Raw genomic sequence first — 18,899 nt, forward strand, 5'->3', positions numbered from 1 at the left:
GGTGGCCGGATCCCCCGGAGGGGGCCAGCATGGCGCGCGACCCACGCCACCCCGTCCTCCGGAGGCAGCACGATGGAGTACCGCACCCTGGGGAGCAGCGGCTGCGCCGTGTCCTCCCTCGCCCTGGGCACCATGACGTTCGGGCAGGAGACCGACCCCGACGGCGCGTTCGCGCAGCTCGACCGGTTCGTGGAGGCGGGGGGCACCCTCGTCGACACCGCCGACGTCTACGCCGCCGGCACGTCGGAGGAGATCGTCGGCCGCTGGCTGTCGCAGCGGCCCGCCGACGTCACCGACCGGGTGGTGCTCACGACCAAGGGCCGCTTCCCCACCGGCTCCGAGCCCAACGCGGTGGGACTCTCCCGCCGCCACCTCACCCGGGCGCTCGACGACTCGCTGCGCCGGCTGGGGGTGGACTGCGTGGACTTCTACCAGGTGCACGCCTGGGATCCGTGGACGCCACTGGAGGAGACCCTGCGGGCGCTCGACGACTTCGTCAGCGCCGGGAAGGTCCACTACTACGGCCTGTCGAACTTCACCGGCTGGCAGGTGCAGAAGGCGGTGTGCACCGCCGACATGACCGGCGTCCCGCGGCCGGTGACGCTGCAGGCGCAGTACAACCTGCTGGCGCGCGAGGTGGAGTGGGAGATGGTCCCCGCGTGCGAGGAGAACGGGCTCGGCGTGCTGCCGTGGTCCCCGCTGGGCGGGGGCTGGCTGACGGGCAAGTACTCCCGCGACACCGAGCCGAGCGGCGCCACCCGCCTCGGGGAGGACCCGGGCCGCGGCGTGGAGGCGTACGCGGGCCGCAACGCCCGCCAGCGGACCTGGGACGTGGTCGCGGCCGTGGAGTCGGTGGCCCGGGGACGCGGGGCGACGATGGCGCAGGTGGCGCTGGCGTGGCTGTCGGCGCAGCCGGTGGTGTCCTCCGTCATCCTCGGCGCCCGCACGCTGGAGCAGCTCGAGGACAACCTCGGCGCGGCGGACCTGCAGCTCACCGAAGACGAGATGGACCTGCTCGACGCCGCCAGTGACCCGGGGGCGGCGGACTACCCCTACGGCGGCCCCGGCCGGGAGCAGCGCAGCCGCAAGCTCACCGGCGGCCGCTGAGCGGACCGGAACGGCCGCGAGGGGCGGCCCGGGCGGGAAGGGGTTCCGCCCGGGCCGCCCCTCGCGGGTCAGCCGTCGCGCCCGGAGGTGACGGCAGTCGTCACGGAGTCCAGCGCACGTGCGGGTTGACCCGGCCGTTCCAGTCGAACACGGCCATGTTCTCCCACTCGTTGCCGCTGCCGTTGATGTCGTCGGGGTTCCAGCCGTTCCCCTTCACCGCGGTCCAGGTGGGTTCCCAGTAGAAGACACCGAGCGCACCGGCGTTGCGGGCGGTGTTCTGCACCCACGTGAACTGCTTGGCCTGCCCCTCCCACGTGGCAGGGATCCCGTCGCAGGTCGTCGTGCCCGGGATCGAGTTGTGGAACCCGTCGGCATCGGCGGTCGTGAAGGGGTACGCCGTTTCCACGATCACCACCGGCTTCCCGTAGCGCGTGCGCAGGTCGACGATGTTGTTGTAGAGGTTCCCCAGCGTGCCGTGCCACATGCAGTAGTACGACTGCCCGGTGATGTCCCACCTGACGCCCTGGGCGGTGATGCCGTCGAAGAACCAGCGCGCCTTCGCGTTGCTGTCCGCGTGCGCGGTGTGGATGATCACCTGGGTGCCGGCGTTGCAGGCCTTCGTGGCGTTGTAGCCGGACTTCAGCAGCGCGGCCAGGGGGGCGAACTTGCTGTTGACGACCTTGCCCTCGTTCCAGAGCATCCCCACGTTGATCTCGTTGCCGATCTGCACGCTGTCCGGGGTGGTGCCCTGGGCCTTCAGTGCGGTGCAGACGTCGTACGTGTGGTCGTAGACGTCCTTCTGGAGCTGGGTGAGGCTGTGGGTGGACCAGGCGGCCGGCTTGTACTGCTTGCCGGGGTCGGCCCAGGTGTCGGAGTAGTGGAAGTCGATCATGACCTTCAGGCCCTTGGCCTTCAGCGTCCTGGCCTGCTGGAGGACCTTCGCCTTGTTGTTGTAGCCGCTCTTGGGGTTGTGCCAGATCCGCAGGCGGGCGTAGTTCATGCCGGCGCCCTTGAGCACGTCGATCGGGTCGCTGACCGTTCCGGCGGCGTTGTAGTACTTGAACGTCGTCGCCCCGGAGTGCTGCAGGTCCTGGGTGCGCTGCAGCGTCGAGACGTCACCGCCCAGCATGGTCATCACGTTGGCCGCCGAGGCGGTGGGGGCGGTGGTGCCGGCCACCGCGACCGGGACCGCCAGGGCGCAGGCCACGAGTGCGGCCCGGAGCGGGTTGATCCTGCGAGACATGTCTCTCCTTCGAGTCAGTCCTGGGTGCCCGCCGCGACAGGGTTCCGACGGCGGGCGGATGGGGCGGTTCGTGCAGTTCGGGGCCCACCGGGTCCGGCCGGGCCGCGTCGTGGGGACCGGCCGGGTCAGCGGGCCGGGCGGAAGGCGCGCAGCGCGGGCAGCGCCGCGCCGGAGCGGTCGAACATCGTGAGGTTGTCGTTGGGGTTGCCCTCGCCGGGCGCCCAGCCGACGCCGGGCAGCCACTCCGGCTCCCAGGCGAAGAATCCGAGCCCGCGGCCGCCGGGGATGCCGACGAGGACCGCGCGCAGCGCCTCGAAGTACGCCGCCTGTCCCTCCGGGCTGGCGGGGAAGCGGCCGCCGTCGGGCAGCTGCGATGGCCGGTAGATGAAGTTCTCCAGGCCGTCGCCGTTCTCCAGCGTCCACGGGTACGCGGTCTCGACGAGGACGACGTCCCTGCCGTAGCGCTCGGCACTGTCCGTGAGGTTGGCGCTCAGGTCGGCGAAGGAACCGTGCCAGAACGGGTAGTACGACTGCCCGATGACGTCGAACTCGACGCCCTCGGCGAGGACGTTGTCGAAGAACCAGCGGGTGTGGTCCATCCGGCCGCCGCGGTCGATGTGCAGCATGGTCGGGATCCGCGCCCCCGTGGCGGTGGAGTCGTGCACCCCGGCGATGCCGGCCTTCAGCAGGGTGGTGAACTCCTTCCACTTCGGCGCCCCGGAACCGTAGAGCTTGCCGATCGGCCAGAGCATCCCGGCGGTGATCTCGTTGCCGACCTGCACCATGTCGACACGGCCGCCGGCGGCCTCGATCTGCTCCAGGCTGGTGCGGGTGTACGAGCGGACCGTCTCGGCCAGGGCGGCGAGGTCCTGCCCGCGCCAGGCGGCGGGGATCGTCTGGTGCGCGGGGTCGGCCCAGAAGTCGGAGTAGTGGAAGTCCAGCAGCACCTTCAGCCCGGAGCGCTTGGCGCGCCGGGTCATCTCGATGACGCTGGCGATGTCGCTGTAGCCGGCGGGCGGGTTCACCCACAGCCGCAGGCGGATCCAGTTGGCGCCGTTGGCGCGGAGGATGTGCTCGATCGGCCGGACGTGGCCGCCGTCGCTGAAGGTGATGCCGGCCGCCTCCAGCTGGGGCGTGAAGGAGATGTCGGCACCGCGGATGCTCAGGGCGTGCCCGCGCCCGGAGCTGCCGGCGGCCGGACCGGCGGCGGTGGCCGGTGCGGCGCCGAGGGCCACGGCACCGGCGGCGACGGGCAGGGCGGACAGCAGCCCGCGGCGGGTGAGGGCGGTGGTGCGCTGGGTGGACATGTCGCTCCTTCGCGGCAGTCGTCACAGGGGGGAGGGAGTTGCGGGGGGCTGCGCGGGGTCGTGCGCTGCGTCGTGGCGTCGCGCGGGGTGGTGTGCGACGCGGTGGTGCGGTTCGGGTGGTCCGGTTCAGGTGGCCCGGTTCGGGTGGTCCGGTTCAGGTGGTCCGGTTCGTCGCCGGGCGGAGATGGCGGGCAGGTCCGCGGAGGCGCGGACGACGAGCTGGGTCGGGATGGTGACCGAGACGGGTGCGCGGCCGGCGACGCGCTCGGAGATGAGGCGGACCATCTCGTCGCTGATCCGCTCCAGCGGCTGCCGGACGGTGGCCAGCGGCGGGTCGAGCGTCGCCGCGAGACCGGAGTCGTCGAAGCCGACCACCGCCACGTCGCCGGGCACCTCGCGCCCGGCGTCGCGCAGGACGGCGAGGGCGCCGGCGGCCATGAGGTCGGAGGCGACGAAGACGCCGTCGACGTCCGGCGCCACGTCGAGCAGGGCCCGCATGGCGGCGGCACCGCCGTCGCGGCTCCAGTCGCCGTGGGTGATGAGCAGGTCGTCGAGGGGCAGGTCCGCGGCGCGCAGCGCGTCGCGGTAGCCGTCGAGCCGGTCCACACCGCCGGAGGTGTCCAGCGGCCCCGTGATGGTGGCGATCCGGCGCCGGCCGGCGGCGATCAGGTGCGCCACGGCGGAGCGCGCCCCGGCGCAGTCGTCGGCGGCGACGGAGGAGATGACCTGCTCGTGGCCGAGGGCCCGGCCGCAGGCGACGACGGGCACGTCGGCGCTCACGAGCTGCTCCAGGAGGGGGTCGCCGGAGTGCGAGGAGACGACGAGCACCCCGTCGACGTGGCCGCCCGAGAGGTACGTCAGCGCCCGGCGGCGCTCGTCCGGCGTACCGGCGATCATCAGGACGAGGGTGAGCTCCCGCTGCGCCAGCGCCTCGGCGACACCGCGCAGGAGGATCGAGAAGTTCGGGTCCTCGAACAGCAGGTGCTGCGGCTCGGTGAGCAGGAAGGCGATGGAGCCGGACCGGCCCGTCGCCAGCGACCGGGCGTGCGGGTTGGCCGTGTAGCCGGTGCGGGCGATCGCCGCCCGCACTGCCTGCGCGGCGTCCGGGCTGACCCAGTCCCGGCCGTTGAGGACGCGCGAGACGGTCGCGTACGACACGCCGGCCTCGCGAGCCACGTCCCGGATGGTGGGGCGCTTGCGGGGGACCACCTGGTCGGGAGGGGTGATCCTGCGGGTCGGCACGGGTGCCCCGGCACCGGGGGCGACGCCGGGGATCGTGGTCACGACTTGACCGCGCCCGCGGCGAGGTCGACCTGCCAGTACCGCTGCAGGCAGAGGAAGAGCGCGACCAGCGGGAGGATGGACAGCAGGGCACCGGTGACGACCGTCGTGTACATCGCCGGCTGGGACGCCCCCTGGTTCAGCAGGCCGTGCAGGCCGACGGTGACGGGGAAGAGCCGGTCGTCGCCGAGCATGATGTAGGGCAGCATGAAGTTGTTCCAGATCGCGACGAACTGGAACAGGAAGATCGTGACGAGGCCGGCCTGCATCATGGGCAGCACGATCCGAGCGAAGATGCGCCCGTCGCGGGCCCCGTCGACGCGGGCCGCCTCCAGCACGTCGTCCGGGACGGCCGCCGCCGCGAAGATGCGCGACAGGTAGATGCCGTACGGGCTGATGATGCTGGGCAGCAGCACCGCCCAGTAGGTGTTCGTCATGTCCAGCTTGGCCAGCAGCAGGTACTGCGGGATCGCGAGGATGACGCCGGGCACCAGCACACCGGCCAGCAGCATGTTGAAGACGGCCGACTTGCCGGGGAAGGTGTACTTCGCCAGGGCGAAGCCGGCCATCGCGGAGACGAGGGTGGACAGCAGCGCCCCCACCCCGGCGTAGAGCGCGGTGTTCAGCATCCAGCGCCAGTACAGGCCGTCGCGGTAGGCGCTGAGGTCGGCCACGTTCTGGAACAGGTGGGTGCTGGGCGCGAAGGTGAACGTCGAGAACAGCTCGGCGGCGCTCTTGGTGGAGGCGATGAGCACCCACAGCACCGGCAGGAGGCAGTAGGCGGCGCCGAGCAGCAGGAGGATCGTCACGGCCGCGTTCGAGCGGCGGGGCTTGCCGGGGCTGCTGTCGCGGTGGGTGGCGCGGGAGACGCCGTCGACGGGGGCGGGCGGCGGCGCGGTGATCGAGGTGGTGGTCACGGTTCTCACTTCTCCTGGTTGAAGGCGCGCGAGCCGACGAGCTTGAGGAACCCGAAGGAGAGCACGAACGTGGCCAGCGCGATGAGGACGGACGTCGCAGCCGCCGAGTACACGTCGTTGCGGACGAAGGCGTCGCGGTAGACCTTCATGAGCGGGGTCCAGGTCGTGGAGATCGTGTTGCTCAGGGGGCGCAGCGTCATCGGCTCGGCGAACACCTGGAGGGTGGCGATGAGCGAGAACACGAAGGTCATGATCATCGACGGCACCACGATCGGGATCTTGATGCGCAGCGCGATCTGCACGTCGCTGGCGCCGTCGAGCCGGGCCGCCTCGTAGATGTCGCTCGGGATCGACTTCAGCGCCGTGTACAGGACGATCATGTTGAAGCCCGTGCCGCCCCAGACCGCGATGTTCGCGACGGCGAACATGATGAGCTGGGAGGACATGACGTTCGGGGCCGAGACCCCGACGAGGCCGAGGACGTCGACCACCGGGCTGACGCGCGGCAGGTAGAGGAAGCCCCACAGCAGCGAGGCCACCACGGCCGGCACGGCGTACGGGAGGAAGATCGCGGTGCGGGAGAACCCGCCGACCCGGGTCCGGCCGGAGTCGAGCAGCAGCGCGAAGAGCAGAGCCAGGCCAAGCATCGTGGGGACGACGATCAGGCCGTAGAGGGCGACGCGGCCGACACTGGCGAGGAACTCGGGGTCCGCCACGGACCGCACGTAGTTCTCCATGCCCACCCACTGCTCGGTCCGGGACCCGGACCCGAGGCCGAGGCCCTTCACCTTCGCCGCACGGAAGCTCAGGTAGAGCGAGTAGAAGATGGGGGCCGCGAGGAACGCGACGAAGAGCAGGATCGCGGGCGCGAGGAAGGCGTACGGGACGGCGGCGTTCGACGCCCGGTAGCGGGGCTGGGTCGCCCGCGTCAGCGCCGGCGCGGGATCGGTCCCCGCCGGCGCGATGAGCGACGGTGCTCTGGTCGACATGGTCTGGCCTTCCTGCGATCAGCGGTGGCGGGGACGGGCCGTGGGCTCGCAGCGCCGGGACGGTGGGGGGGACCGGGGCGGGACGGGGGCGGCAGCCCCGCCCCGGTCGGCTCAGGGAGCCGGCGCCGGAGGGGGGGAACCTCCGGCGCCGGGGCGTGAGGGGCCGGGGGGTCAGCCCTCGACGTTGAAGCCGCTGTTCTGCATGTCCTCGACGGTCGTCTCCTGGACGGCCTCGACGGCCTTCGGGAACTCGGCGGCGGACTTCGCCTCGGCCGCCTTGCCGAAGGCGTCCTTGTAGGCGCTGTAGGCGACGTTCACGTTCGGCCCGTAGGTGAACGGGTTCGCGGCTTCGGCGGCCTCGGCGGCGATGTCGTAGAAGTCGGGCTGGTCGGCGAAGAAGGCCGGGGGCTCGGTGAGCGCGTTGGCGCGCGCGTCCGTGGCGGCCGGGTACACGTTGGCGGTGCCGGCCAGCAGCTTGACGGCCTCGGGGTCGGTGTTCAGCCAGGTGATGAACTCGGTGGCCGCCTCGGGGTGCTTCGACTGGCTCGTCACGCTGGTGGCCGAACCGCCCCAGTTGCCGTTGGCGGGGGTGGCGGCGTCCCAGTTGGGCAGGGGCGCGACCTTCCACTTGCCCTTGGTGGACTCGGCGTTCCCCTCGAGCACGCCCGGGCCCCACACGGCGCCGAGCCACGCGACCTGGGTGCCGTCGTTGAGGGCGGCGTTCCACTCCGGGGTGTACATCGGGGTGTTGTCGATCACGCCTTCCTCCACGAGCCCGCCCCAGTAGGAGGCGACCTTCTTCGTGGCCTCGGAGTCGACGTCGACCTGCCAGGTGTCGCCGTCCACGCCCCACCAGGACGCGCCGACCTGCTGGGACAGGCCGGTGAACCAGCCCGGGTCGGCGGCCGAGAAGGTGCCGAGGAACTTCGACGGGTCGGCGGCCTTGATCTTGCGGGCGGCTTCGGCGTACTCGTCCCACGTGGTGGGGACCTCGATGCCGTACTGCTCGAAGAGGTCGGCGCGGTAGAAGAACATCATGGGCCCGGAGTCCTGGGGCACGCCGTAGACGGCGTCGGAGCCGAGGGTGACGGCCTCCCAGGCGGACTCGGGGAACTTGTCCGCGACGTCGCCGTCGAGCTCCTCGGAGATGTCGGCGAGGGCGTCGGCCGCCACGAGGGTCGGCACGGCCTGGTACTCGGCCTGCATGATGTCCGGCGCGCCGCTACCGGCCTTGATGGCGGTGAGCAGCTTGGTGACCGCAGCGTCGCCGCCGTCCTGCTTGTTGACGGTGACCTGGACGTCGGGGTTCTGCTCGTTCCACTTCGCGACGACCTGGTCCATGTTCGGAGTCCAGGTCCAGTAGGTCAGCTTCACCGGCTCGTCGCTGCCGCCGCTGCCGCTGGCCTCGGTGCTGCTGCCGCTGCACCCGGTGGCCAGGAGCATTGCCGCCGCCACTGTCGCCAGGGCCTTGGCTGCCGTCTTGCTTCGCATGGATCCTCCTCGATCGTGGCCGCCGCGTCCTCGCAGCGGGTGCCTGGCGCTCCGGTGGAGACGTCGCCGGCCTGTGACCGGTTACAGTGCGGATTTCCGGCGCGACTGTCAAGCCCGCTGCGGGATATGGGGGAATCCGCGCAACCCGGGGGCGACCTCCTCGTGTGACCGGTTACAGTCGGGCGTACCCGACTGCCGGCTGCTGCGGTCTCCGCAGCGCGCCGAACCGCTCCCCTGGAAGGAGCCCCCGTGACGACGCCCGCCACCCCGGCGCCCGCTCCCCTCGTGGCCCGCCACCAGCCGTGGGGCTCCCCCCTGCGACTGCCACGCATGAGCAACGAGGAGGACGCGCGCCCCGGACTGTCGCTGACGAACCGCTACCTCCTCCAGGACGGCGTCCCGGTGATCCCCGTGTCCGGGGAGGTGCACTACAGCCGCATCCCCCGCGCCCGCTGGGCCGAGCGGCTGCGCCTGGTGCGCTCCGGCGGCGTCACGGTCGTCTCGTGCTACGTCTTCTGGCTGCACCACGTCGAGCAGCGGGGCGAGCCGCGCTTCGACGGCAACCTCGACGTGGCGGCGTTCGTGGACCTCTGCCACGAGACCGGCCTCGAGGTCGTGCTCCGCATCGGCCCGTGGGTCCACGCCGAGGCGCGCAACGGCGGCTTCCCGGACTGGGTGCAGGCGGCCCCCGTGGCGCACCGCACGGACGACCCGGGCTACCTGGAGCTCGTGCGCGAGTGGTTCGGGCAGCTCGCGGGCGCCCTGCAGGGCCGCGCCTCCGCCACCGGCACCGTGCTCGGCATCCAGCTGGAGAACGAGCTCTACGACCAGCCCGGCCACCTCGTGACCCTCAAGCGCCTGGCCCGCGACGCCGGGATGTCGGCGCCGCTGTGGACGGCAACCGCCTGGGGCAGCGCGGACCTCCCGCCCGGCGAGGTGCTGCCCCTCTACGGCGGCTACGGCGACGGCTTCTGGGTCGACACCGACGCCCCCTGGGACCCCAGCTTCCGGGACCACTACTTCTTCTCGCACGTCTGGGACGACCCGGGCATCGGCGCGGACGTGCGCGCGGCCGCGGGCGTCGCCGCGGCGGGGCACCCGCGCACGCCGTCGGAGGAGTTCCCCCCGGCCACCTGCGAGCTCGGCGGAGGGATGGCCACCGCCTACCACCGCAGGCCGCGCCCGCACGCGCTCGACATCGCGACCATCGCCCACTGCAAGATCGGCAACGGGTCCGCCTGGCAGGGCTACTACATGTACGCCGGCGGAACGAACCCGCGCGGCCTGCCGGGCGTCCACGACGGGATGCAGGAGTCGCACGCGACCGGCTACCCCAACGACGTGCCCCGCCTCGGCTACGACTTCCACGCCCCCATCGGGGAGGCGGGCACCCTCGCCCCCAGCCACGCCGAGCTGCGCCGCCAGCACGCGTTCCTCGCCGCCTTCGGGGCCTCGCTCGCCGAGATGCCCTCCAGCCTGCCGGAGGTGCGCCCGACCGGGGTGGAGGACTCGGCCACGCTGCGCTGGGCGCTGCGCTCCGACGGCTCCTCCGGCTTCCTGTTCCTCGCCTGGCACCAGCCCCACGTCCCCCTCGACACGTACCGGGGCGCGCGCTTCCGGCTGGAGCTGGAGGACCGCACCGTCACGCTGCCCTCCCGGCCCGTCGACGTGCCGCCGGGCACGCTGGCGCGCTGGCCCGTCGGTCTGGAGGCCGGCGGCGTGCGGGTGGAGTGGGCCAGCGCCTCGGCGCTGACCCTGCTCCCCGGCCCGGACGCGCCCGTCCTCGTGCTCGCCGCCGAGGAGGGCATCGACGTCGAACTGGCGACCGACTCGCGCGTGAGCGCCTACGGCCTGGTGACCAGCGAACCGTCGGCGGAGGTCCCCGGGCTCACCGTGCACGAGCTCTCCCCCGGCAGCCCGCCGGTGCGCCTCGCCGGACCCGCCGGCACCCTCGACGTCCTCGTCCTCGCCGCCGACCGGGCGCGCGAGGCGTGGGTGTGCGAGGACGGGGCGGCGCGGCGGCTCCTGCTGTCGCCCGAGGAGCTGTCCTGGGGCCCCGACGGGCGCATCTCCGTGCGCTCCGCCTCGGTCCGCCCGGAGGTGCGCGTCTACGACCCGGAGGCGCGGCGCTTCCTGCCGCTCCCGCTGCGGACGGACCAGCCGGCCACCGCCTCCTGCACCGTGGGGCCGGAGCAGCTGCGCCCGGCCGCCACCGCCGTGCCGGTGGTGCACGGCAAGCACGACGGCCGCCAGTCGGCCCCCGCGCCCGAGGCGTTCGACGCGATGGCCGCCGTCCACCGGCTCCCGCTCCCGGACTGGGCGGCCGACCCGGCCGGCGACGCCCTGCTGCACCTCACCTGGGCGGGTGACGTCGCCGAGCTGCGCATCGACGGCCGGCCGGTCACGGACCGCTTCTGGGACGGCTCCCGATGGACGGTCAGCCTGCGCGACGCCGGGCTGCGCAGCGGCTCCGCCGTCACGCTGCACCTGCTGCCGCTGCCCGCGGGCTCCCCCGTGCACCTGCCGACGGACGCCGCCGAGCGGCTGGCCGCGCAGGAGGGGCAGCTCGAGGCGATCGACGAGGTGCTCGTGGTCGGGAGGCGGCTGTGGCAGGAGGCCTGACGAGCCGGCCGCCGCACGGTCCCGGGGTCCGGCCGGCACCGGGACCACCGGCCCTCACCCGGGAGCCGACTCCCGCACGACGAGCTCGGTGGGCACGGTGACCGACAGGGGCCGCTGCCCGGAGAAGCTCTCCGTGAGCAGCCGCACCATCTCCTCGCTGATCCGCTCCAGCGGCTGGCGCACCGTCGTCAGAGGCGGATCCAGGGTGGCGGCCAGGCCGGAGTCGTCGAACCCCACCACGGCCACGTCCGCGGGCACCGACCGGTCCCCCTCGCGCAGGGTCGCCAGCGCCCCGGCGGCCATCAGGTCGGACGCGACGAACACCGCGTCCAGCTCCGGGTCCGCCGCCAGCAGCGAGCGCATCGCCTCCGCACCGCTCTCGCGGCCCCAGTCCCCGTGCGCGACCAGGTCCTCCCGGTACCCGGCCCCGGCGGCCTCCAGCGCGTCGCGGTAGCCGCTGAGGCGGTCCACGCCCCCGGAGGTGTCCAGCGGGCCGGTGATGGTGGCGATCCGGCGCCGCCCGGTGCCCAGCAGGTGCCGCACCGCCGCGCGGGCTCCCGCCCGGTCGTCGGCCGCCACCGACGCCATCTGCTCCTCGTGGCCCAGCGGGCGCCCGCACGCCACGACCGAGACCTCCGCCGCCACCAGCTCGTCCAGCAGCGGGTCCCCCGCGTGGGAGGAGACGAGGAGGACGCCGTCCACGTGCCCGCCGGACAGGTACGTGAGGACCCGCCCGCGCTCGTCGGGCGTACCCGCGATCATCAGGACGAGCGTCAGCTCCCGCCGGGAGAGCGCCTGCGCGACCCCGCGCAGGAGGATCGAGAAGTTCGGGTCCTCGAACAGCAGGTGCTGCGGCTCCGTCAGCAGGAACGCGATGGACCCGGACCGGCCGGTGGCCAGCGACCGGGCGTGGTGGTTGGTGGTGTAACCGGTGCGGGCGATGGCCGCCTTCACCGCGCGCGCGGCCTCCGGGCTCACCCAGTCGCGGTCGTTGAGCACGCGGGAGACCGTGCCGTAGGAGACGCCCGCCTCCCGCGCCACGTCGCGGATGGTCGGGCGCTTGCGAGGCCCGCCCGGCCCCGGCGCGGTACCGCGCCCGTCCTCGGGCGCACCGGTGTCGGTCACGCTGGGATCTTAGGCGGCCACCTCGGCGGTGCCGGGGCAGGCGGCGGGGTCAGCGGGCGTGGCGCGCGCCGAGCAGCAGGCCCGCCGTGGTCGTGACCGCCGCGAAGCCCCCTGCCAGCAGCACGGCCACGACCCGCTCCCCCGGCCCGGATCCTGTGGCGGCGAACGCCTCCAGCACCGGGCCGGCCGGCGGCAGCCAGCCGAGGACCAGGGAGGCGAGGGTCCAGCCGGTGACCGCGAGGACCGCCGCGCCGGCGCGCACCCGCAGCGGAGGCGAGACCAGCACGCCGAGCCCGGCGCCGGCGAGGGCCAGGAGCAGGTGCAGGGCGAGCAGCAGGAGCACCGTCGGCACGGGGTACGGGTGGGGGTTGGCGGCGGCGGCCCAGGCGACCGCGACGACGGCGAGCGCCGCGGCGACCAGCAGTCCCGCGGCCAACCGGGCGAGCTGCTGGCGCCGCCGGCCGCCGACGCGGACGAGGCCGACGTCGGCGAACGGGCCGCTCTCGGCCGTCGCGGCGAGCCGCTGCAGCCACGCGCTGACCGGCACCAGCAGGGCGGCGGTGAGGGCGCCGGCGGGCACGGGCGGGCCCGCGTCGGAGGCGTAGAACACCGCCAGCAGCACGAGGTAGAGCAGGACCGCCGGCACCGCGCTCTGCCGCAGCGCCAGCAGCCGGAGGTGGTGCACGACCCCGCTCACGGCACCTCCCGGGGAGGGGCCTCGCGCACGGCCAGGACCTCGCCGCCCGAGCTCAGCACGGCCAGCAGCGTCGCGTCGCGCTCCCGCGCGGGGACCACGACCGCGCGGGCCACCTGCCCCGGCCGGCGCAGGAGGAGGTGCCACGAGGCCTCCGCGCCGTCGCCGGCGACGGCGCGGGAGGCGGTGACCGCCCCGCCGGCCAGGTCGGCGACCACCCCGGCGAGGTCCGCCGCGGCGGCACCGTGGTCGGTCAGCAGGACGGCCGCACCCCGTTCCGCGGCCCGGGTCACGAGCCGCGCGGCGACCGGGACGGAGCCGGCGTCCAGCGCCGCGAACGGCTCGTCGAGCACGGCGAGCCCCGTGCCCGCCGTGAGCGCGGAGGCCAGCAGCACCTTCGCGAGGGAGCCGCCGCTGAGCTCGGCGAGCGGCCGGTGCGGGGCCGGCCCGCCGAGCTCGGCGAGCATCCGGCACGCCTCCTCGCGGCGCCTGCCCGTGGTGAAGCCGAGCCAGGTCCGCACCGCCAGCCGCGGCGGGGGCTCACCGCCGGTCTGCGGCTGGTAGCCGACCGGGCCGAACCGTTCGGCGCTGCCTGCGTCCGGGGCCAGGATGCCCGCCGCCACGCGCAGCAGGGTCGTCTTGCCGCTGCCGTTGCCCCCGCGCAGCAGCACCACCTGCCCGGGCTCGACGTCGAGGTCGACGCCGCGCAGGACCTCCGGGCCGCGCCCGAAGCGCCGCGAGACCCCGCGCAGGCGCAGGGCGGGTGGGGGCACGGCTCCAGCGTAGGCAGCGGGCCGGGCCGGGCTCAGGCGGGCCGGCGCTCCGCTGGGCGCAGCGCGGCCGTGAGCCGCTCCAGCGTGCGCCGCGCGCCCACCTCGTGCAGGGAGCGCAGCGCGTCCAGGTAGGCGGAGACGAACCGGTCGTCGTCGGCGAGGTCCCCGAACAGCTCCCGGTCCTCCAGGAACGCCGTCGGATCGTGGTGCTGGCGCGCCGCAGCCGCGGTCAGCCTGCCCCGCTGGCGGTCCACGACCTCGATCGGCTCGCCCTGCTCGTCCACCCCCTCGGCGTAGCGCGCCCACGACGCCAGCACCGCGGCCGAACGGCGCACCTCGCCGCCGTGGGAGAGCTGGTGCCGGATGACGGGGAGGAGCCACTTGGGGATGCGGTCCGAGGTCTCCGCGCACAGCCGCGCCAGGGTGTCGCGGATCTGCGCGTTCCCGAACCGCTCCAGCAGCTGCCGCTGGTAAGCGGCGAGGTCGATGCCCGGCACCGGCGGCAGGCTGGGCTGCGCTTCGTCGCGCATGTAGCCGAGGACGAACTCCGCCAGGAGCGGGTCCCGGGCGGCCTCGTGCACGAAGCGGTGGCCCACGAGCCGCCCGAAGTAGGCCAGCGCCTGGTGACCGGCGTTCAGCAGGCGCAGCTTCATCAGCTCGTAGGGCTCGACCTCCCCGACCACCTGCACACCCACCTCCTCCCAGGCGGGGCGCCCGGCCGCGAAGGAGTCCTCCAGCACCCACTGGCTGAAGGGCTCGCAGACCACGGGCCACTCGTCGCGCACCCCGAGGATGCCCGCGACCTCGTCCCGCTCCGCGTCCGTCGTCTGGGGGGTGATGCGGTCCACCATGGAGTTGGGGAAGCGGACGTTCTCCTCGATCCACGCGCCGAGGCCGGGGTCGCACGCGGACGCGAACGCGCAGAAGGCGTGCCGCGTCACCTCGCCGTTGCCCTGGACGTTGTCGCACGACATGACCGTGAAGGGCCCGACCCCGCGCTCGCGGCGCCGGGCGAGGGCCGCCGTCACCAGGCCGAACGTCGTCCGCCAGGCGGCGCCGGGCTGCAGGTCGTGGACGACGTCGGGGTGCTCGAGGTCGAACCGGCCCGTGACGGCGTGGATGTTGTACCCGCCCTCGGTCACCGTCAGCGACACGATGCGGACGGCGGGGTCGGCCATCCGCTCGACCACCGCCAGGGGGTTCGCGGGGGCCAGCGCGTACTCCACGAGGGATCCGACGACCCGGGCCTGCCGGTGCCCGTCGGGGTGCTTCTCCAGCACGGTGTAGAGGCAGTCCTGGGTGGCCATGACGTCCCGCATCCGCGCATCCGCGGAGAGGACGCCGACGCCGCAGATCCCCCAGTCGTGCGCCCCGCCCCGACGCAGCAGGTCGTCGACGTAGACGGCCTGGTGAGCGCGGTGGAAGCCGCCGACGCCGATGTGCACGATGCCGGGCCGCACGCGGGCCCTGTCGTAGTCCGGCACGGGCACCCGAGCACCGACGCCCGGCGACGTCCCGGAGCACAGGAGTTGCATGCAGTCCTCCCTGGTGGGTGCGTCCGTCCATCCTGCCCCATCGCGCAGGAAGCGGCCGGGAACGCCGCCGGGCGCCTCGACGGCACCACAGCCCGCTCCCCGGGGGAACCCTGAGTGGGCCGCAGTGCCGTTCACGGGCATCATGGGGAGCCCGTGCGCCGTTGATGGGGTTGGGCAGCAGCCCCGAGGAGCGCCCGCAGAGCACAGAGGTGTTGCGTGACCAAGAGGTCCAAGGTCGTCTACCACAGCTTCGAAGGCAGGTACACGGATTCCCCGCGTGCCGTCTACGAGTCGCTGCTGGCACGAGGCGACGACCTCGAGCACGTGTGGCTGTCGGCGCCGGCCCACGCCCACGGGTTCCCGCCCGGCATCGTCACGGTCCCCTACGGCGGCGAGGAGTGCGTCGCGGCGCTGGAGTCCGCGGACGTCGTCGTCTCGAACACCCACATCGACCTGGACTGGCACAAGCCCGCCGGCTCGACGTACGTGCAGACCTGGCACGGCACCCCGCTGAAGACCATCCACTGGGACGTGCTCTTCGCTCCCGAGGGCCGGTTGGCGCGGCTGGACCAGGACATCGCCCGCTGGGACGCGCTGCTCTCGCCGAACACCGCCAGCACCGGCCCGCTCCGCGGCGCCTTCCGCTTCGCGGGACCCGTGCACGAGACGGGCTATCCCCGCAACGACGTGCTCAACGCGCCCGACCGGGAGGAACGGCGAGCGAAGATCCGGGCGGCCCTGGGGATCGCGGAGGGAACCACCGCCGTCCTGTACACGCCCACGTGGCGCGACGACGACGTCTTCGGCGACGGCCCGGACTTCTCCCTGCACCTGGACCTGGAGGCGTTCGCCGAGCGCCTCGGGCAGGACCACGTCCTGCTGCTCCGCCTGCACTACATGGTCTCCGGGGCCCTGGGCACGGTCGACGTGCCCGGCGTCCTCGACGTGTCGTTCCACCCGGACATCGCCGACCTGTACCTCGCGGCCGACGCGATGGTGACGGACTACTCCTCCACGATGTTCGACTTCGCGGTGACGGGCAGGCCGATCCTGTACTTCCCGTACGACCTGGAGCACTACCGCTCGAAGCTGCGCGGGTTCTACTTCGACTACGAGGCGATCGCCCCGGGCCCCGTCCTGCGCAGCAGCGAGGAGGTCGTCGACGCCGTCGCAGACCTCGACGCCGTCGCCGCCCGGCACCGGGACCGCTACGCGCGGTTCCGCGAGACGTTCTGCCACCTGGAGGACGGGCACGCGACCGAACGGGTCCTCGACCTGTTCTTCCCGCAAGCCGCAGCACGTGGCTGAGGGCGTCGCACACCGGCGCGGCTCCGCACCGACCGTCCCCACCGGGGACCGGCCGAGGAGTTCCGGTGCGCTCGCGGCGCTGGAACCGTCCCGCGGGAACCACGCGCCCGGGACCGGTCCCGGGCCGTCGAACCCCGCAGCGGGAAACCTGGAGCCGGGAAACCTGGAGCCGGGAAACGTCGAGCCGGTGAACGTCGAGCCGGTGAACGCCGGGGCGGGAGGCGCCGGGCTGTCGAACTCCGCGCTGCACGGCCTCCCCGCCGCCGTCGCGGTTCCCCGTTACGACCGGGACGGACTCGTTCCCGCGATCGTGCACATCGGCGTGGGGGGCTTCCACCGAGCGCACCAGCAGGTGTACTTCGACGAACTCTGCCGCCGCACGGGAACGCCCGGATGGGGCGTGATCGGCGTGGGCCTGCACCGTCCCCTGATGGGCCAGGTCCTGCGGGCACAGGACGGCCTGTACACCGTGGTCGTGCGCTCCGCGGAGGGCGACGAGGTGCGCGTGGTGGGCTCCCTGGTGGACTACCTGTTCGCCCCCGACGACCCGGAGGCGGTGTTGGGCGTCCTGGCCGACGAGCGGACGCGGATCGTCACCCTGACGATCACCGACACCGCCTACCCCGACGGGGAGGTGGACGTCGGCCTCGACGAGGTCCGCGCCGACGTGGAGCACCCCGAGGCGCCGGGAACCGCCTTCGGCTACCTCGTGGAGGCGCTGGCACGGCGACGCGGGGCCGGCCTGCCGCCCCTGACCGTGCTGTCCTGCGACAACGTGCCCCACAACGGCGGCGCCACCCGCGCGGCCGTCGTGTCGACCGCCCGGCTGCGCGATCCGGAGCTCGCCGACTGGATCGACCAGCGGGTGTCCTTCCCCTCCTGCATGGTGGACCGGATCACCCCCGAGACCACCCCGGAGCTGCGGGAGGAGGTCGCTGCCCGCCTCGGCGTCCGAGATGCGTGGCCGGTGGTCACCGAGCCGTTCTCGCAGTGGATCATCGAGGACGACTTCTGCAACGGCCGTCCGCCGCTGGAGCTGGCGGGAGCGCAGTTCGTCGAGGACGTCGCCCCCTACTCGCTGCTGAAGACGCGGCTGCTCAACGGCGTCCACAGTGCCCTGGGACACCTGGCGCGCCTGAGCGGTTTCGGGACCGCCCCCGAGGCGCTCGCCGATCCCGTGCTGCGCGACTACGCGGTGGGCTACCTGCACGAGGTCGCCGCCCTGCTGCAGGCGCCACCGGGCGTCGATCTCGCCGCCTACTGCGACGCCACGATCGAGCGGCTCTCCAACCACCGCCTCGCCGACCGCATCCCCCGCCTCTGCCGGCGGGGGTCCACGAAGATCCCCGCCTACGTCCTCCCGTCGCTGCGCAGCGCCCTCCGGCGGGACGCCCCGCGGGCCCACCTCGTCCTCGCCACCGCGGCGTGGATGCGGGCCCTGCGGGGCACCGACCACCGCGGGCGGCCGTTCGAGCTCGACGACGCCGACGGCCTGCGGCTGCAGCCGGTGGCACGGGCGGCGGGCACGGACCCGCGCCCCCTCCTCGACCGGCGGGACGTCTTCGGCTCCCTCGGCGACGACCCGCGGGCGGTGCGCGAGCTGCGCGGCGCGCTCGAGGCGCTGGACCGCGACCCGCTGGCCGCGGCGGTGCTGGCGCGCAGCGGCGCCAGGGGGTGGGCCGCGTGACCACGCAGACCCCGGTGCGGGCGCTCCTCCTCGACGCCGACGGCAACCTCTTCCCGTCCGAGGAGCCCGCGTTCGTCGCCTCGACGGCCGTCGTGAACCGCTTCCTCGCCGCGCACGGCGTGGATCACCGCTACGAACCGGAGCCGCTGCGACGCGCGGCCGCGGGCAGGAACTTCCGCGCCACCGCGCTCCTCCTCGCCGGACAGCACGGCATCCGGGTCGAACCGGGGCTCGACGCCGCGACGGCCGGGACGGACGCCGACGGGATCCCCGGTACGGCCCCCGTCCTGACCCGCGAGGCGCTGGAGCGGTGGGTCGAGGAGGAACGCAGCGCGGTCGTGGCGCACCTGCGCAGCGTGCTGCAGCCGGATGCCGCCGTGCTGGAGGCACTGAACACGCTCGTCGCCCGCTACGAGGTCGTGGTGGTGAGCAGTAGCGCCGACGCCCGCCTCGCAGCGTGCTTCGAGGCGACCGGCATGGCCGAGTTCTTCCCCGCCGAGCGGCGCTTCAGCGCGGAGGACTCCCTGCCCCGTCCCGTCAGCAAGCCGGACCCTGCCGTCTACCTGCACGCGCTGGAGCGCCTGGGGCTGCAACCGCACGAGGCGGTCGCGGTCGAGGACTCCGTGACCGGCACCCGCTCAGCGGTCGCCGCGGGCATCCGGACCATCGGCAACGTCCTCTTCGCGGCGCCGGGCGAACGCAGCGCGCACGAGGCGGAGCTGCGGGCCGTCGGGGCCGCGCCGGTCGTCGCCTCCTGGGCCGAGGTGGTGCAGCTGCTCCCCGGGCCGGCCCCGCGGGAGCCCGCGACGCACTGAGGGGT

At 73.9% G+C, this 18,899-nt stretch carries 14 protein-coding genes and 1 pseudogene; 5 read left to right on the top strand and 10 right to left on the bottom strand.

Features of this window, described 5'->3' with window-relative positions; translation table 11 throughout:
* The first annotated feature begins 72 nt into the window (after positions 1–72).
* The gene (locus CLV92_RS00535) at positions 73–1,107 is read left to right on the top strand and encodes an aldo/keto reductase (protein ID WP_104430847.1); all 1,035 of its coding nucleotides are present in this window, start codon (positions 73–75) and stop codon (positions 1,105–1,107) included.
* A gap of 100 nt (positions 1,108–1,207) precedes the next feature.
* Here CLV92_RS00535 and CLV92_RS00540 read toward each other — a convergent pair whose 3' ends face one another.
* The 6 genes from CLV92_RS00540 to CLV92_RS00565 form a co-directional block, all read right to left on the bottom strand.
* A complete protein-coding gene (locus tag CLV92_RS00540) occupies positions 1,208–2,350 on the bottom strand; it encodes a glycoside hydrolase family 53 protein (protein ID WP_104430848.1) in 1,143 nt (380 codons plus the stop codon).
* 125 nt (positions 2,351–2,475) lie between these two features.
* A complete protein-coding gene (locus CLV92_RS00545) occupies positions 2,476–3,657 on the bottom strand; it encodes a glycoside hydrolase family 53 protein (protein WP_104430849.1) in 1,182 nt (393 codons plus the stop codon).
* A 126-nt stretch (positions 3,658–3,783) separates the two neighbouring features.
* Complete coding sequence (locus tag CLV92_RS00550; protein ID WP_425433550.1) at positions 3,784–4,884, bottom strand: LacI family DNA-binding transcriptional regulator; 1,101 nt, start codon at positions 4,882–4,884, stop codon at positions 3,784–3,786.
* Positions 4,885–4,937: 53 nt separating this feature from the next.
* The gene (locus CLV92_RS00555; RefSeq protein ID WP_211290737.1) at positions 4,938–5,855 is read right to left on the bottom strand and encodes a carbohydrate ABC transporter permease; all 918 of its coding nucleotides are present in this window, start codon (positions 5,853–5,855) and stop codon (positions 4,938–4,940) included.
* 5 nt (positions 5,856–5,860) lie between these two features.
* Entirely contained in the window at positions 5,861–6,844 is a 984-nt protein-coding gene (locus CLV92_RS00560) for a carbohydrate ABC transporter permease (protein WP_104430850.1), read from the bottom strand.
* Between the two features lie 171 nt (positions 6,845–7,015).
* Positions 7,016–8,335 (bottom strand): ABC transporter substrate-binding protein, encoded by a 1,320-nt coding sequence (locus CLV92_RS00565; RefSeq protein WP_104430851.1) that lies wholly within the window; start codon positions 8,333–8,335, stop codon positions 7,016–7,018.
* Between the two features lie 330 nt (positions 8,336–8,665).
* On the opposite strand from CLV92_RS00565, the gene CLV92_RS00570 reads away from it, so the two are divergent.
* Positions 8,666–10,957, top strand: coding sequence for a beta-galactosidase (locus CLV92_RS00570; RefSeq protein WP_104431226.1), 2,292 nt, complete (start codon positions 8,666–8,668; stop codon positions 10,955–10,957).
* Positions 10,958–11,011: 54 nt separating this feature from the next.
* On the opposite strand, the gene CLV92_RS00575 is transcribed toward CLV92_RS00570, so the two are convergent.
* The 4 genes from CLV92_RS00575 to CLV92_RS00590 are packed head-to-tail and all read right to left on the bottom strand — an operon-like array spanning position 11,012 to position 15,084.
* A complete protein-coding gene (locus CLV92_RS00575; protein WP_104430852.1) occupies positions 11,012–12,082 on the bottom strand; it encodes a LacI family DNA-binding transcriptional regulator in 1,071 nt (356 codons plus the stop codon).
* Between the two features lie 49 nt (positions 12,083–12,131).
* Positions 12,132–12,779, bottom strand: a complete 648-nt coding sequence (locus CLV92_RS00580) for a hypothetical protein (protein WP_104430853.1) — start codon at positions 12,777–12,779, stop codon at positions 12,132–12,134.
* A complete protein-coding gene (locus CLV92_RS00585) occupies positions 12,776–13,549 on the bottom strand; it encodes an ABC transporter ATP-binding protein (protein ID WP_158257085.1) in 774 nt (257 codons plus the stop codon). The genes CLV92_RS00580 and CLV92_RS00585 overlap by 4 nt, the downstream gene beginning before the upstream one ends.
* A gap of 32 nt (positions 13,550–13,581) precedes the next feature.
* Complete coding sequence (locus CLV92_RS00590) at positions 13,582–15,084, bottom strand: mannitol dehydrogenase family protein (RefSeq protein ID WP_104430855.1); 1,503 nt, start codon at positions 15,082–15,084, stop codon at positions 13,582–13,584.
* Positions 15,085–15,297: 213 nt separating this feature from the next.
* Between CLV92_RS00590 and CLV92_RS00595 the strand changes: the two are divergent.
* From CLV92_RS00595 to CLV92_RS00605, 3 genes and pseudogenes are all read left to right on the top strand, one after another.
* Positions 15,298–16,392 (top strand): annotated as a pseudogene (locus tag CLV92_RS00595) (CDP-glycerol glycerophosphotransferase family protein); the annotation flags it as partial.
* Positions 16,393–16,579: 187 nt separating this feature from the next.
* Positions 16,580–18,079, top strand: coding sequence for a mannitol dehydrogenase family protein (locus CLV92_RS00600; RefSeq protein ID WP_245886278.1), 1,500 nt, complete (start codon positions 16,580–16,582; stop codon positions 18,077–18,079).
* A complete protein-coding gene (locus CLV92_RS00605) occupies positions 18,076–18,894 on the top strand; it encodes an HAD family hydrolase (protein WP_104431228.1) in 819 nt (272 codons plus the stop codon). Before CLV92_RS00600 ends, CLV92_RS00605 begins: the two co-directional genes overlap by 4 nt.
* Positions 18,895–18,899: the final 5 nt, after the last annotated feature.

Source organism: Kineococcus xinjiangensis, from assembly GCF_002934625.1.
GTDB classification, from domain to species: domain Bacteria; phylum Actinomycetota; class Actinomycetes; order Actinomycetales; family Kineococcaceae; genus Kineococcus_A; species Kineococcus_A xinjiangensis.